The sequence below is a fragment of the Streptomyces sp. NPDC048434 genome, from assembly GCF_043200375.1.
GTDB lineage: Bacteria > Actinomycetota > Actinomycetes > Streptomycetales > Streptomycetaceae > Streptomyces.
The window spans coordinates 122128-136946 of sequence record NZ_JBICXQ010000005.1; the positions used below are offsets into that span (position 1 = coordinate 122128).

The following is a 14819-nucleotide window of genomic DNA, read 5'->3' on the forward strand; positions in this document are numbered from 1 at the left end:
CGGGGGGGGCGCCGGCCGGCGTCTCCGCGCCCCCCCCCCCCCCCCGCGGCCTCCACCCCCCCCCCCGCCCCGCCCCCCCCCGCCGCCCTCTCCAGGCCGTACCGTCGACACTCAGGGGTGGTAGTGCTCGGCGATCTTCGTCGCGACGCCGTCCTCGACGGTGACCCGGACGTCGAGGGAGTTCATCTTGGCGGCCTTCTCCAGCTGTGCTGCGGTGCACGGGGAGGTGCCGTAACCGCTGTCGTCCATGGTGACATTGCCGTTCGACGTGCACATCGCGGCGGCTCCCAGGGCCTTGGTCTGTGAGCCGACGAAGAACGCCTGCTCGGGTCCGGAGGCCGGGGCCACGGTCAGCTTGCCGGGTGCCAGGTACTTCAGGACGCCGTTCCAGGTGCCGCTCACGCCCTTGCCGTGGGGCGCCGAGCCGGCGTCGTCCGCCGAGCCGGAGCCCGCGCCGGCACCGCTCGTGCCGTTGGTGCCGCCCGTTCCGCTGCCGCCGCTCGCCGTGCTGTCGCGACCCGTCTTGCCCTTACTCGCCCCGGCGCCGTCACCGCCGCCCTTCCCGGCCTGAGACGGCTTCCGGCTCGACGCCGACTCATCCTTGGACCCCGGTTCGGCCGCTACGTCGCCGAGGGCTGCGGCCTCGTCCGACAGATCCGAAGGATCGGGGCGCGAGGACACCTTGGTGCTCGCCTTCGTGTCGTCGTCGCCGCTGCCGCAGGCGGTCAACGAGAGTGCGGCAACGGCCACCAGTGAAGCGGCGACGATCCGACGCCCGCGGCGTAAGGCGGTGCCGTCGGCGGTGGCTGACGCGGCGGTGCTGTTGGCGTCTGCGTCGACCTCGGAGGCCTTGTTCCAGGACATGAATCCCCTTTGTGTGCACTCTGCCGCACAGCGTCTCGGCGGAATCGCGCCGTTGCTGCGTTGGCGTGGGCGTGCGCGTTGGTTTCGGCCACGGGCTTCGGACATGGCGTAGCTACCGCTTTCGGTAGCGGTGCATAACCAGCTTGGTCATGGCCGTTGCCGATCCACTAACGCACCACTAACGCAGCTTCCGTTTCCGTGTGTTCACCGGAAACTGACCCTCGGACCGGGGTCTTCCGCAGACGCTTTCCAGGCAGGAGGCAGGAGGCAGGAGGCAGGAGGCAGGAGGCAGGAGGCAGGAGCCGGCAGCCGGCAGCCGGGAAGGGCGTGCGCGGGCCGTTGCGTTGGCCGTGTGGGGTCCTACGCCGCCTCGACGACCTCCGAGCGCACCGCAAGCGTCCAGATCTCCAGCAGCACCGCATACTCCGCCATGTCCTGAGCCGACCACGCGATTCCGCGACGGGCGCGTACAAATCGCCGGATCGATTCATTCGCTTCGGAAGCAGGAACGGGCGCACCCGTAGGGGCAGAAGGAGTTGGGGACATATGAGCCATGCTAGGGGCAGACACTGACAACGCAGACCCACGCGCGGCGTCCCCGTGCCCGCAGCGGGTGCCCCTGCCGATGTCCCTACGTCACCTCAACTTCTTGACCAGCAAAGACAGTCGGCCCTCCGCGCGGCCCCACTGTCCGCATGTGTCCATTCCCACACGCTCCGCGATCACCCGGGGTGACGGAGGAAGCCTGCACGCCAACTCCGGGCGGGCATCGCCGACAAGCCCACTCACCCACAGCTCCGCCTTCAATGGAGGAAGAGGCAGAACGGGTGCCCCGCCGGATCAAGAAGCACCCGGACATCGTCCTGCGGCTGGAATTCGGGGCGTGACGCACCCGCCGCGACGGCATACGCCTCGGCCTCCGCAAGGTCATCGACCCGAATGTCGAGATGCAGCATCTTCTGCTGTTCCTCAGGACGTTCCGGCCACACGGGGGCTTGATATCCCGGCTCGGACTGGAACGAGAGCCCCGTACCTCCGTCCGGGCAGCTGAGCAGTACCCAGTCCGGTTCACTGGACTTCACCTCCCATCCGAGGAGCCGCTGATAGAACTCCGCAAGCGCATGGGCATCCGGGCAATCCAGCGCCACCGTCGCAAGCGAAAACCAAGGCTTCCCCATCGCCATTGCTCCCATCGCCCCCATCCACACACCGGCACCTGACCATACGGCTCGGCCCCCTGATCGTGGCGTGCCCAGGCCGACGAGGAGGTCCGCGCCGTGGCCACACGAGCGTTACCCCAATCGGGTGAGGTGTGAAGCCGCCGTCGCGACCGGATTCCGACGGCCGCATCCTCGTCGTCACGCATGTGTAAGCGAGCGCAGCCTCATCGTTTTCGGGTCGATCTCGGTCGAGGTGGCGCTCCACGAGCACACCGCCGAGTTCCGCCGGACCCGTCGTTGTCAGTGGTGCCCCCTACCGTGGCTCTCGTAAATATCCGAGCTGCTGGCGCTTCTCGGACCCGCCCCGCTTCCGTGAACAGCGCACGGGAGCGGGGCCACCAATCCGGTCGGCACGCGGAGCTAAGTGATGCGCGACGCGGTGGGGGCGACCTTGATCCCAGCCCTGGTCGGTCCTCGGCGGGGAAACGGACGTTTTCGCGTCCTCCTCAGGCGCGCCGGGCGGGTGTGGGTGACGATGGAATGGCCGAGGTGCAGCGGCGCCCGTGCAGCGGCGGTGGGGGAGCGACGCTTGGAGCACCTGCCGAATCGTGTCGGGAGGCCCCGATGGATTATCCGGAATGCTATGAGCTGGTATTTCAAGCCCCTGCCGTCGAGGACGACGTGGTGATCGTCCATCGTACCGAGCGGGCTGGAGCGGGCGGCTATCCGGTCTACGAGGACGAATCCGGAATCGTCCGCGCGGAGATCAGCGACCGGGGTGAAGTTCGCATGCAGGCCAGCGGGGGACATCAGATGCTGCGGACGCCGCTGCTGGCGCGACCCCTGACCCCGTGAGGTCTCGCAGGAGCCTGTCCGGCGGACGGGAACGCGCGCTCACCGTCACGCTGTGTTGCGGAAACTTTGCACTGGGTGTGTTTCCGGGCGCTGAGTCCGCGTGGCGCACCTCGGAGCGATAGATCTCTCGGCAGTCAGCTGCATGCCGTGTTCGTCGCTCCCCCCATGCCGTGCGCACAGGGGCGCGTCGCCCCCCCCGATCGGCACACGCACGCCAGACGCGTCGCCCCCCGATCGGCATGCGCACGCCAGGCGCGTCAGCCTGATCCGCACATCCGCACACTGACCCCAGGAGTATCGACTGGTCCGCGCTGCGGCTCAGAGGCCCCGCAGATGGTTTCGTTTTTGAGGCGTCCGTCGGCCGTCGGGCATTGTCACCTTCCCGCTGCCCCAGGTGTTCCGGCGGTCCTCAGTGCCTTCGCTGTCCGTGCCGGCCTCGCTGACCTCACCGTTCTCGGCGGGGTCGGGCTCGGCGTCGGGTTCGGATGGCGATGCGGAGGAAGGCGTCTGGCCTCCCAGCACGGCCATGGCGCGTTCGAGCGTCTCACCGGTGACCTGCATCCGGATCCTGGCCAGTCGTTCTAACTCGCTACGCGACACCACGTCAGCGTACCTGCCGTGAGTTCAAACCTCGGCACGACCCAAGAATCCGTGACGATAGGGGAGTTGGCGGACGCATCACCCTCAACCCGGCGGGCTGTCGGACTCCCACACGTACGACCTGGTTCGCGAGCCCGGTGTCGGCAGTTGAGCAGTATTCCGTCCAACACGTCCCTCCCTGGCGGGGCGTTGGGCGGTGGCGTAGTGCGGTGGCGTAGTGCGGTGGAGAAATGCGTGGCAGCGGTTCGCGACCCGCTGCTTGGATGCGCGGTGTGACTTCCTTGGAGCTGGCTGACCGTCGTGAACTGCTGGAACGGCTGGAGCATTACTACGATGCCGTGCCCCGATCCGGTGCCCGGACCGAGGACTTCGGGGCGCTGACGTTGTTCGTCCGGGAGGGGAGGGATGGCCCTTCTATGCCCGCCCGGCCCTGGGGTGGCGCGGAGAGGTGAGTGCTGCCGAGGTGAACCGGGTGCGCGCCCGGCAGCGGGAACTGGGCATTCCGGAGAGTTTTGAGTGGGTGGCCGAGACTGCGCCCACGCTGAAGGCCGCGGTCGAGCAGGCGGGGCTTTCGGTGCGCGCACATCCCTTGATGGTGCTGGGCCGGGACGTCCCGACCCCCGATGTGTCCAAGGTGGCCGACGGTGTGGAGCTGCGGACCGTCGGGCCGGACGATCCTGTGCTGCCCAGCGCACTGGCCGTCCCGCACCTGGCCTTCGCCGATCCCGGGACCGGTGTCGGTGTGGCTGGGGTGCGGGAACTGGCCGAGGCGGTCCGGGGCAGTGCCGGAGACGGCACGGTGGAACGCTCGGCCGCACGCATCCGGGCCGGTCTGACGTGTGTCGCCGCCGCGGTGGCGGACGGCAGGGCGCTGTGCGCCGGTCAGCACCAGCCGGTCGGGAAGGTCAGCGAGATCGTCGGCGTCGGAACTCTGCCGACCGCACGCCGCCGTGGTCTGGGGCTCGCGGTCACCGCGGCGCTGGTGTCCGACGCGCGATCGCGAGGCGTCGAGACCCTCTTCCTGTCCGCGGGCGACGACGATGTCGCGCGGATCTACGCCCGGCTCGGCTTCCGCTTCGTGGCCACCGCACTGATCGCCGAGCCCGCCGAGTAGGGCTCGCGGACGTCCGTCACCCGTGATGCGCCACGGCCGTACGGGTTACGGGGCGTCGGCGAGAGCGCGGGTGACGGCCGCTTCGGCGTGCAGCCGGGTGGTCGGAAAGAGCGGAACCGGGCTGTGCTCCGGTTCGATGAGCAGCTCGATCTCGGTGCAGCCCAGCACGATGCCCTCCGCTCCGGCAGCGACGAGGTCACCGATGACGGCCTGGAACGACTTCCGGGATTCCTCGCGGACGATGCCGAGGCACAGTTCCTCGTAGATCACGCGATGGACGGTGCTTCTCCCGGCGGCGTCCGGGACGAGCACATCCAGCCCATGGCTTTCGAGTCGGCCGCGGTAGAAGTCCTGCTCCATGGTGAAGGCGGTGCCCAGCAATCCGACGCGGTGCAGGCCGCTGGTACGTACGGCGTCTGCCGTGGTGTCGGCGAGATGCAGCAGCGGGACGGTGACGGCAGCGGACACTTGGTCGGCGACCTTGTGCATGGTGTTGGTGCAGAGCAGCAGCATGTCCGCGCCGGCCGACTCCAGTGCTCCGGCGGCCTCGGCGAGCACCTCGCCGGCCTGCTCCCAGCGACCTTCAACCTGCAGCCGTTCGATCTCCGCGAAGTCCACGGAGTAGAGCACACACTTCGAGGAGTGCAGGCCGCCCAGACGCTCGCGCGTCAGCTGATTCAGCAGCCGGTAGTACTCCGCCGTGGACTCCCAGCTCATGCCTCCGAGCAACCCGATGGTCTTCATCGGGCCACCCTTGCACAGGATGCGGGCTGTTACGTCATCTCAACCCGGGCGCCGTTGCTCACCGCAACTCGCCGAGGGTGTTATGCCGTCGTCCTGAGCCTCTCGCGGGTGGAGGCCGACAACGGCTTGATCCGCATGGGGGATGCCGTGCGGGCGCCGGCCGGGGCGAGCGCCGATGGGATCGATGCATTGGTATGGACATGTTCAATGCGCTGCCCATAACCTGACGTTGGTCTAGACCGCAGCTCTGGCGGTCGTTGCCGCAGTTCTGGTTGCAGCTGTAGTTGAAGCTGCCGTGCGTTGCCGTCCTACTCGTCCTTGTCCGTGAACGTGTCGCTTGATGATCCGTGTCCCCACGCCCGTACCGCGAGGACGGTTGCGGCATCTCCGACCACACGTCGTCAACTGGCGGAGTCCGTAAGGCGATTCGTCAACTCGGCCATCCCCCCACACGCAGTGGCCCCTCCTGCCCGGAGTGCGGCCGCGCGAAGGAGTCACCGCAATGAGATCACGTATTGCCGCATTGCTGAGCGCCGCCGCCGTAGCCGCGAGCGTGGCCCTCGTCGTGCCGACGGTGCCTGCGGCCGCCACGGTGGGCTGCTCCGACTGCGCCGCGGCTCCCGCCGGGGCTGATGCCCGGGCGGAGGGGTTCGTCGTCAGCGAGGCGCAGTTCAACCAGATGTTCCCGAACCGGAATTCGTTCTACACCTACAGTGGCCTGACCGCGGCCCTCAGCGCTTATCCGGAGTTCGCGAACACCGGGAGCGACACCGTGAAGCGCCAGGAGGCCGCGGCCTTCCTCGCGAACGTCAGTCACGAGACCGGTGGCCTCGTGTACGTGGTGGAGCAGAACACCGCGAACTACCCCCACTACTGTGACGCCAGCCAGCCGTACGGGTGCCCGGCGGGTCAGGCCGCCTACTACGGCCGTGGTCCGATTCAGCTCAGCTGGAACTTCAACTACAAGGCCGCGGGCGATGCGCTCGGCATCGACCTGCTGCACAATCCCTATCTGGTGGAACAGGACGCCGCCGTCGCCTGGAAGACCGCCCTTTGGTACTGGAACACGCAGACCGGGCCGGGCACCATGACCCCGCACCAGGCCATGGTCAGCGGCGCCGGGTTTGGTGAGACCATCCGCAGCATCAACGGCTCCCTCGAATGCAACGGCGGCAACCCCGGCCAGGTACAGAGCCGGATCAACAGCTACCAGAGCTTCGTACAGATCCTGGGGACCACGCCTGGCGGCAACTTGAGCTGCTGACGAGTGGTGCGGTCGGCAATCAGTGGTCGACATATCGGTGGTCGGCATTCCGACGGTCGGCATACGTACAGGGGCTGGTCGTGAGCGGCGGCCGCCTTGCCGGCCGCCGGCCGTTCCAGCGCACCGGACGGTGTTCCGTTCCCCGGTCCAGCATTCCGGTGCGCTGGACGAGCCCGACGAGCCCGACGAGCTGACGAGCCTGACGAGCCGACCAGTCCGACGAGCCTGACGAGCCGACCAGTCCGACGAGCCCGGTGTCCATGGCTCCATGGCTCCATGGCCAGGTCGGGGCGGGGCGCTGCCCGCCGTCCCCGAGCTGGTTGTGCCGCGCATAGGTCGTCAGCAGCGAGCGTGGGCGGTGATGTCCGCACTGAATTCGTCGATCATTGCGGGGGTGACGGTCGGCCGGCACTGGGCGATGGCGGCGAGATAGTCCTCGGTGGTCGCCCCGAGCCGACCGTGCGCCCCCGCACCGACGCCGATCGCCTCCAGGTCCCGCTCGAAAGACGTCTGGGCGGCCACCCGGGCGGTGTGCTCGATGTCGGCCGGGGTGAACAGCTCGCTGGCCGCCACCAGCGCCGCGACATCCACCTCGGCCCTGCCGTCCGTGTACCGGGACCAGATCGCCGACCGGGCCGCCGTGTCCGGCGTACCGATCGGGATCAGGTAGTCGAACCGACCGGGGCGCAGAAACGCCGGGTCGAGCGAGCGGACGGAGTTGGTCGCGCACACCAGCAGCCGTTCGTCCCGCTCCCGGAAACCCGGTATGAGCTTGAGCAGCTCATTGGTCACACCGTGCAGCCCGCCCGGCTGCGCGGGCTCGCCGCGGACCGGCGCAATCTCCTCGACCTCGTCGATGAAGACGAGGACCCGTTCCAGTTCCGCGATCCGGGCGAATGCGCTGCGCAGGGCCGCCGCCAGATTGCCCTCGTCGGCCAGACGGGACGGAAGCAGCTCGACGAACGGCCAGCCGAGTCTGGCGGCGATACCCCGGGCGAAGGTGGTCTTCCCGGTTCCCGGCGGACCGAACAGCGCGATCGCCCGCGGTGGCCGGACGCCGTGCCGGGCGGCTCGCTCCGGCTCCGCCAGCGGCAGCACGACACGCCGCTCGATGAGGTCCTTCTCCGCTTCCATGCCGGCCACCTTGGCCCACAGGTCGGTGGGCAGGAACCGTCCGCCGAGGTCTTCCAGGAGGCTGGCCGCGGGCCCGTGGTGCGGCTCGACCTTCTCGAAGTAGGCGACGGCGGGCTGCCGCGTATAGCCCGCGTTGAGCAGTCCCTCCCCGAGCAGATCCTCTTCGGGGAGCACATAGGCGATACGGCTCACCCGGGCCGCGATCAGCCGCCGCTCCAGCTCCACCAGCAGCGCACTCGCCAGCCCCCGGCCACGCCAGGCCGACGAGATCGCGATCCGCATCACCCAGCCCCGCTCACCCGCCACACACGCGAGCGCCGTGCCGATGGGCGCACCCTGGTGGACGGCCACCACGGCGGGCTGCCGAGAGGTCAGCGCACTGATGCACTCGGCGAGCGAGAAGACGGACTCCTGCCCGAGCTCGGCCGTGGAGTCGATCAGGTGGACCACTTCGGCGAGATCGTTCTCGCGGTAGTCGTGGATGAGCCAGTTCACCGGTACCGCCCCTCATTGGTGATGTTGGTGATGTGGTGGCAGTGAGGCTAGGGGCGGCGGCGGAGCGGGTCCCGCTCCATCGTGAACAATCCGGGGCGTGGATCGCTACGGTCCGTATGTAGCCAGATCCGCCGCGGCCACGGTCGAAGCCCGGTCGCGTTCACCCGGACCGCTCGGCCGGCAGCTCCACGAGACGCGCGGGAGCTCGACGAGGTGCGGTGGGCGGGCAGCCCCACGGTGCGCGGCTCGACGATGCGGGGGTGGGTCGGCGGTGCATTGGCTCTACCGCGTCTGCATCGGTCGCATCCTGACGTCGGTGTGGGTGATGCCCGGCCAAGCGAGTCGCTGGCGGTCATCCGGATTCGAGCGCGATACGGGGAGGGGAGCGCGGTGCACCCGAGGCAGGGGTCCCCCCTCTGACCGGCAGGAATCGGCTGGCTGGCCAGGCCCGGCCGATGGCATGCTGTCCGGCGTGAACGGACCTGAGATCCATGTCAGCTTCGCCGCTGAGCTGCACCTATTCGTCGCCTCGGAGCACACCACGACCACCCCTGCGTCTGTGGTGACCGACGGGTCATCGACGCTCGGCCATGTCGTCGAGTCGCTCGGTGTCCCGCTCACGGAGGTGGGGCGACTCGTCGTGGACGGCGTCGAGGTTGCCGTCTCCCATGTCCCTGGGGCGGGCGAGAACATCGAGGTACAGGCCGTCGAGCGCCCGCAGCGGATCGCCGGCGCGCCCCTGAGGTTCCTGCTGGATGTGCACCTCGGCACCCTGGCCCGCAGGTTGCGGCTGCTCGGCGTCGACGCGGCGTACACGAACGAGGACCCCGGTGACGCGGCGCTGGCCGCGCTCTCGGCGAAGGAGCGACGGGTGCTGCTCTCCCGGGACCGGGGACTGCTGCGACGCCGGGAGATCTGGGCGGGCGCATTCGTCTACAGCGACCGGCCCGACGACCAACTCCGGGACGTACTGGGCCGCTTCGCCCCCACACTCGCCCCGTGGACGCGCTGCACCGCCTGCAACGGACGGCTGGCGGACGCGGACAAGAACTCGGTCCGGGAGCAGCTTGAACACGGCACTCAACGTACGTATGACGTCTTCGCGCAGTGCACTGCCTGCGGGCGCGTCTACTGGCGAGGGGCACACCACGCACGGCTGGAGGCAATCGTCGAAAAGGCGCTCCGGGACAGCACGACCTGAGGTGAGGGCGGACCGACACTCGATATTTCATGGGGACGTGAGACCGCCTGCCGGCTCCACCCGTCGGCCGTACGAATTCCTCAGTTCGGGTGAGGGCGGCCTTGGGGCTCCTGTGGCGCACCCGTGACGACCCGCGGAGCGCCCGTGGAGGACGGTCCACGTGCGTGTCCATTAATTGCCGGGTGATCACGGCACCGGACGCACGGCGAAGTTCGTGCGGATCGGTTGCGGACTGTGCCTCAACTGGCTCTGACGGCAGGGCATTTCGGAGTTTGAAGATCGGGACCGGGCGAGCCGAGGCGTTCCGGACCATGGGCTACCGGACCGCTACCGGTCCGTCTCACTGGTGCCGCCATAGTGGACCACGGTTTCCGCATCGGGTTCCGCTGCGCGGCGGGCCGCGGAACGAACCTTCCCTGTCGGGGAGTTCGTCCCTTGCCTGCTCTTCGCGTAGTACGGAGTGACCGCATCCCGCCAGGGCTGCGACCGCAGGCACACGGGCTCGTCGGCCACGTCCGTATCGACCGCGTTGAGTTCACCCACGCAACCCATCGCCGAACGCCCTCGTGTCGTCGCAGTTGTCGCAGTCACCGTTCGCCGCAGTCGCCGTCACCGCGGTCAGCACAGCCATCGGGGCCTTCGGCGTGTCGCGGAGAATCCCGCTCGGCGGGCTCGTTCAGGGCTGAATTGCGGTGCCGTGGAGGGGCGCCGAAGTGCCTCTAGCCCACTCGTTGCGCGACACGCCGACGACGCGCGCCATCCAACGGGTGAATCCGCCGCCTCCGGCCACCCGAAGAGCCCATGGCGTCCCTCGAATGCGACGTTCTCCGGTGGTGCGAGGTCGCAATCAGGCTGACGGTGATCACGTCGCCACTGCGATCCGATGAGCCGGCAAAGAGTCAGCCTTCGCAGTCGCGTCGAAAGGAACTTGTCCCCATGCGCACTGCTCGCACCCTGTTCGCCTCAGCCGCCATTACGGCGGTGCTTGCAATCTCCGCTCCCGCTGCGAACGCCATGATCACGGCGGACATTGCCTCGGACAGCGCTTCTTCCGCCACCAACAACGACCACGACAGGAACGGCGACCGCGACCACGGTCGGGGCAACGACAACTGCCGCGACCACGGCCGCGGCGGCTACGGCGACCGTGACCACGGCCGTGACAACGGACGTGACAACGGTCGCGGCAACGGACGTGACAGCGGACGTGACAGCGGACGTGACAACGGACATGACAACGGTCGCGGCAACGGACGTGACAACGGAGGTGACCACGGCCGCGGTGGCTACGGCGACCGTGACCACGGCGGTGACCACGGCGGCGCCCACTGCCGCGACGACCGGATGCCGAGCGGCGGTGTGCACACCGGCGGCGGCGCCATGGCCAAGACCGTGATCGGTGACTGGGACCAGGGCAGCGGCTACGGCGACGACCACGACAAGCACGGGCGTGGCGACCGCGAACACGGCCGCGGCGACCGTGACCACGGCGGCGGCGACCGCGACCACGGCCGCGGCGGGTACGGCGACCGTGACCGCGACCACGGCCGGGGTGGCTACGGCGACGGTGACCACGACAAGGGTGGCTACGGCGACTACGGCCGCGGCGACCGCAAGCCTCACGGTGGCATCCACACCGGTGGTGGCGGCATGGCGACCGGCAGCGGTCTGGCCGCCGGCTCCGTGCTGATGCTCGGTGGTCTCGGTGCTGGTGCGTACATGCTGCGTCGTCGCAACACCTCGGGCGCTGCGGCGGCCTGACCCGGCTGCCCCACACGGGGGCCGCTGCGCTGTCGCGGCCACCGTTCCTCGTGGACGGTGGCCGCGGCGATTGCATCACCGCTGCCCCTCACGCCTCGTCGTCCCCCGGTTCATGAAAGGCACCCTCAATGACCGCCCAGCAGTCGCCCCAGCCGAATTCGAACCCGTCCCGGACCACCCCCGCGTCCCGCCCCGTCGGCCGCGGTCTGCTGTGGTCTGCGGGAGCGTTCCTGCTGGGCTCCCTCCTCGTCTACAACTCGGTGGACACCTCGGCGGACCCCAAGCCGCCGTCCCACCACACCGTGGCTTCCTCCGCCACACCGCGGCCCTCCGCCGCCGCGGCAGTTCCTGATCTGGCCCTGCCCCGTTCCGCTCCGAAGCGCGTGTCGATCCCGACGATCGCCGTGGACGCGCCCTTCACCCCGCTGACCATCGGCCCGACCGGGCAGCTCGACGCGCCGCCCGCGGGGGACAAGAACCTCGTCGGCTGGTACAAGGACGGTGCGACGCCGGGCGAGCGCGGCTCGGCGATCATCGCCGGTCATGTGGACACCAAGACCGGACCGGCGGTGTTCCTGCAACTTGAAGCGCTCAAGCCCGGTGCCCTGATCAACATCACCCGTGAGGACGGCATGGTCGCGAGCTTCAAGGTCGACTCCATCGAGACCTACAGCAAGGCGAAGTTCCCCAGCGACCAGGTCTACGCCGATGCTCCCACCGCGCAGCTCCGCGTGATCACCTGCGGTGGTGCTTACGACAGGAAGGTCAAGGACTACGTCGACAACATCGTGGTGTTCGCCCACCTCGCCTCGTACCGACACGTCTGAGCCTTTCCGACACGCCCGAGGGGCTCTCCCTCTATCCCCGAGGCAAACACAGACACGCCAGGACAAGCCCAGGCCGACCCCCTCGTCGGCCTGGGCTTTGTCATGGCCGGGGCCGGGGTGGGAGTGGCAGCAGAAGGGGGAGGGGCGAGCCGCTCGCGCGCGGGGCATGGGCGGGCGTTGCGCGGGTCGACGGGGTGGGCCGGGCCGATCGCGGGCTGGTGAGGTCCGGTCAGGCGGCTCGTCGCATACGAGGCAGCGGCCGGGACGGGGCCGTGCTCGGTGCTGAGGTACACCCGTCGGTTGGGTCACATGGTCGGGGCGAGCCGGCCTCGCGGGGGCGCGCCGCATCCAGAGGCGGCCGGGCAGCTCGACACATGGGAACTGTCCGTCTTCCGTGAACGGGGTAACGACCCCGTCGCGCAACTTTTCCGGTTCGCCTTGCCGGTCGCGGTCCAGCACCCATGGCCCTCCATGGCCTTACCAGATCACGCGCTCTGCCACCCCGGCGGAGAACGGGAAGGGGACAGCTGACGGCTGTGGGGTGGGTGGCATCGGGCAAGAGGACTGCGGCGGCGCGTCGGCGCCGCCGGGCCCGGCCGCGGGGCCGGGGGACGGCCTCCGCGGCAATCGGGCCGCCGTGCGCACCACATCGGCCTCGCCGGGCTGCCCGGGGCCGGGACCGCCTGCGAGGCCGGCACGGAGGCTGCCCGGGACCGTGGCCCGCCGGAGACCGACGCCGCCCGGCGCCGATGCTCACCCGGTGGCGAGGCCGCCTGACATCGATGCCCGTCCGGTACCGAGGCCGTCCGGTACCGAGGCCGCCTGGCACCGAGGCCGCCTGGCACCGAGGCCCGCCCGGTACCGAGGCCGCCCGGCACCGAGGCCGCCTGGCACCGAGGCCCGCCCGGGGACCAAGGCCCTCGTCGTACTGCCCGTCAGATGTCCGACGGCCCATGGAACGGCGGTGAGATTTCACCCACCCTCGGCTTCCGGAAATCCGCCCCGGCCCCTTAAGCCGACAGCCTGTCAGGCCGTCGTGCGACACGCGGTGCCGTGGCTTTCTCCCGATACGGAATGCCCGGGGAAATAATGAACCGTCGAAGAAACCATGGGCGCGCCCATGATGTTCCCGAGTGTATTCATGAGGCACCCGATGCCGCCCTGTTGACGGGAAGAAATGAGCGCTGGACGCCAAGGACCGTCGCACCCGCGCAGGGGCCGGAAGCCGGCCCGCGGAGGCACTCCCGCCACCGACCGCATGCTCCGCATTCTGCTGCGCCGCCGCAAACAGCCGCTGAGCGCCGAGGATGTGACGATCACCGACAGACCCGCCGTACGCCAGGCGGTGTCGGCAGCGGCCCTCGGCAACACCATGGAGTGGTTCGACTTCGGGGTCTACGCCTATCTGGCCGGCACCTTGGGCAAGGTCTTCTTCCCGTCGAGTTCCCCCGGGGCCCAGGTGGTGTCGACCTTCGCCACATTCGCTGCGGCATTTCTCGTCCGGCCGCTCGGCGGCTTGGTATTCGGCCCGCTCGGCGACCGTATCGGCCGTAAACGCGTGCTCGCCGCCACCATGATCATGATGGCGATCAGCACCTTCGCCGTCGGATTTCTGCCCACCTACAACACCATCGGCTTCGCGGCGCCCGTTCTGTTGCTGATCTGCCGTCTGGTTCAGGGGTTCTCCACCGGCGGGGAATATGCGGGAGCCACCACCTACATTGCCGAATACGCACCGGACACCCGCCGCGGATTCCTCGGCAGCTGGCTCGACTTCGGCACCTTCGTCGGATATGCGCTCGGCTCCGGACTGGTGACCCTCCTCACGGCGGTGCTCGGTGCGGACGGCTTGGTGGACTGGGGCTGGCGGCTGCCGTTCCTCGTCGCCGGACCGCTGGGGCTCATCGGCCTGTACATGCGGCTGAGGCTGGAGGAGACCCCGGCCTTCCAGCGTGAGGCCGAACAGGCACATCACGATGCGGAGGAGGCCGTCGCGGCGGGCGGCGAGGACCCGGTGGAGGAGGCCCGCCAGTCCGGTAAGGGGCGGCTGAAGGAGATCTTCACCCAGCACTGGGAGGCCGTGCTGATCTGTATGGGCCTGGTGCTGCTCTACAACGTCACCAACTACATGGTGACCTCGTACCTGCCGACGTTCATGGCCGAGACGCTCGGTCAGGACGCCACCACCGCCCAGCTGCTCATCCTCGGCACCATGATCGTTGTGGTGCTCACCATCACCACCGTGGGCCGTACCTCCGACCGATGGGGCCGCCGGCCCGTCTTCATGGCGGGCAGCGCCGCCATGATCGTCCTCGCCGTCCCCGCGATGCTTCTCATCCGCGCCGGCGGCATCCTGCTGCCGGCCTTCGGGTGCCTGATCCTGGGGCTCCTGCTGGTGTGCTTCGCGGGTACGTCCGCCTCGACCCTGCCCGCACTGTTCCCGACCCGGCTGCGCTACGGCGCGCTGTCGATCGCCTTCAACATCTCGGTCTCGCTCTTCGGCGGCACCACCCCGCTCATCGCCTCCGCGCTGGTGCAGGCGACCGGCAACGACATGATCCCCGCCTACTACCTCATGGTCGCCGGCGTCATCGGGCTCATCGCCACCTTCTTCCTCCACGAAACGGCCGGAAAGCCGCTGCGTGGCTCCGGCCCGATGGTGGAGAGCGAGGAGCAGGCTCAGGAGCTGGTGGCCAAGAGCCGCACCGAAGCGGGGCGGCGGGCCAGGGACCTCTGGCTCCGGTTGCGGCACCCATGGGCGCGGCATTGAGCGTGACGACGGGCAGGAGGCTCAGTGGCG

General features: G+C 69.2%; 13 protein-coding genes. 7 read left to right on the forward strand and 6 right to left on the reverse strand.

What is annotated here, in order from left to right; all coding sequences use genetic code 11:
* Positions 1 to 111: 111 nt before the first annotated feature.
* A complete protein-coding gene (locus ACGFWI_RS08030; protein WP_393905059.1) occupies positions 112 to 864 on the reverse strand; it encodes a hypothetical protein in 753 nt (250 codons plus the stop codon).
* Between the two features lie 803 nt (positions 865 to 1667).
* Complete coding sequence (locus ACGFWI_RS08035; RefSeq protein ID WP_393905060.1) at positions 1668 to 2048, reverse strand: VOC family protein; 381 nt, start codon at positions 2046 to 2048, stop codon at positions 1668 to 1670.
* Between the two features lie 600 nt (positions 2049 to 2648).
* Here ACGFWI_RS08035 and ACGFWI_RS08040 point away from each other — a divergent pair.
* The gene (locus ACGFWI_RS08040) at positions 2649 to 2879 is read left to right on the forward strand and encodes a DUF6296 family protein (RefSeq protein WP_393905061.1); all 231 of its coding nucleotides are present in this window, start codon (positions 2649 to 2651) and stop codon (positions 2877 to 2879) included.
* Between the two features lie 318 nt (positions 2880 to 3197).
* On the opposite strand, the gene ACGFWI_RS08045 is transcribed toward ACGFWI_RS08040, so the two are convergent.
* The gene (locus tag ACGFWI_RS08045; protein WP_393905062.1) at positions 3198 to 3479 is read right to left on the reverse strand and encodes a hypothetical protein; all 282 of its coding nucleotides are present in this window, start codon (positions 3477 to 3479) and stop codon (positions 3198 to 3200) included.
* A 448-nt stretch (positions 3480 to 3927) separates the two neighbouring features.
* On the opposite strand from ACGFWI_RS08045, the gene ACGFWI_RS08050 reads away from it, so the two are divergent.
* Positions 3928 to 4593 (forward strand): GNAT family N-acetyltransferase, encoded by a 666-nt coding sequence (locus ACGFWI_RS08050; RefSeq protein WP_393905063.1) that lies wholly within the window; start codon positions 3928 to 3930, stop codon positions 4591 to 4593.
* 45 nt (positions 4594 to 4638) lie between these two features.
* On the opposite strand, the gene ACGFWI_RS08055 is transcribed toward ACGFWI_RS08050, so the two are convergent.
* Positions 4639 to 5337 carry an aspartate/glutamate racemase family protein gene (locus ACGFWI_RS08055; RefSeq protein ID WP_393905064.1) on the reverse strand — a complete coding sequence of 233 codons (699 nt, stop codon included), beginning with the start codon at positions 5335 to 5337 and terminating at the stop codon, positions 4639 to 4641.
* Positions 5338 to 5839: 502 nt separating this feature from the next.
* On the opposite strand from ACGFWI_RS08055, the gene ACGFWI_RS08060 reads away from it, so the two are divergent.
* Entirely contained in the window at positions 5840 to 6601 is a 762-nt protein-coding gene (locus ACGFWI_RS08060) for a chitinase (RefSeq protein ID WP_393905065.1), read from the forward strand.
* A gap of 19 nt (positions 6602 to 6620) precedes the next feature.
* Here the strand turns inward: ACGFWI_RS08060 and ACGFWI_RS08065 are convergent, their stop codons facing one another.
* On the reverse strand, positions 6621 to 6863 hold the full coding sequence (locus ACGFWI_RS08065; RefSeq protein WP_393905066.1) for a hypothetical protein: 243 nt from the start codon (positions 6861 to 6863) through the stop codon (positions 6621 to 6623).
* A 77-nt stretch (positions 6864 to 6940) separates the two neighbouring features.
* Positions 6941 to 8230 carry an ATP-binding protein gene (locus tag ACGFWI_RS08070; protein WP_393905067.1) on the reverse strand — a complete coding sequence of 430 codons (1290 nt, stop codon included), beginning with the start codon at positions 8228 to 8230 and terminating at the stop codon, positions 6941 to 6943.
* A 472-nt stretch (positions 8231 to 8702) separates the two neighbouring features.
* Between ACGFWI_RS08070 and ACGFWI_RS08075 the strand changes: the two genes are divergently transcribed.
* From ACGFWI_RS08075 to proP, 4 genes are all read left to right on the forward strand, one after another.
* Positions 8703 to 9431 carry a Mut7-C RNAse domain-containing protein gene (locus ACGFWI_RS08075; protein ID WP_393905068.1) on the forward strand — a complete coding sequence of 243 codons (729 nt, stop codon included), beginning with the start codon at positions 8703 to 8705 and terminating at the stop codon, positions 9429 to 9431.
* A 936-nt stretch (positions 9432 to 10367) separates the two neighbouring features.
* Positions 10368 to 11192, forward strand: coding sequence for a hypothetical protein (locus ACGFWI_RS08080; protein WP_393905069.1), 825 nt, complete (start codon positions 10368 to 10370; stop codon positions 11190 to 11192).
* 128 nt (positions 11193 to 11320) lie between these two features.
* Positions 11321 to 12019: a class F sortase gene (locus ACGFWI_RS08085; protein ID WP_393905070.1), complete on the forward strand. Its 699-nt coding sequence runs from the start codon at positions 11321 to 11323 to the stop codon at positions 12017 to 12019.
* Between the two features lie 1258 nt (positions 12020 to 13277).
* Positions 13278 to 14789, forward strand: coding sequence for a glycine betaine/L-proline transporter ProP (gene proP, locus ACGFWI_RS08090; protein WP_393905071.1), 1512 nt, complete (start codon positions 13278 to 13280; stop codon positions 14787 to 14789).
* Positions 14790 to 14819 lie beyond the last annotated feature (30 nt).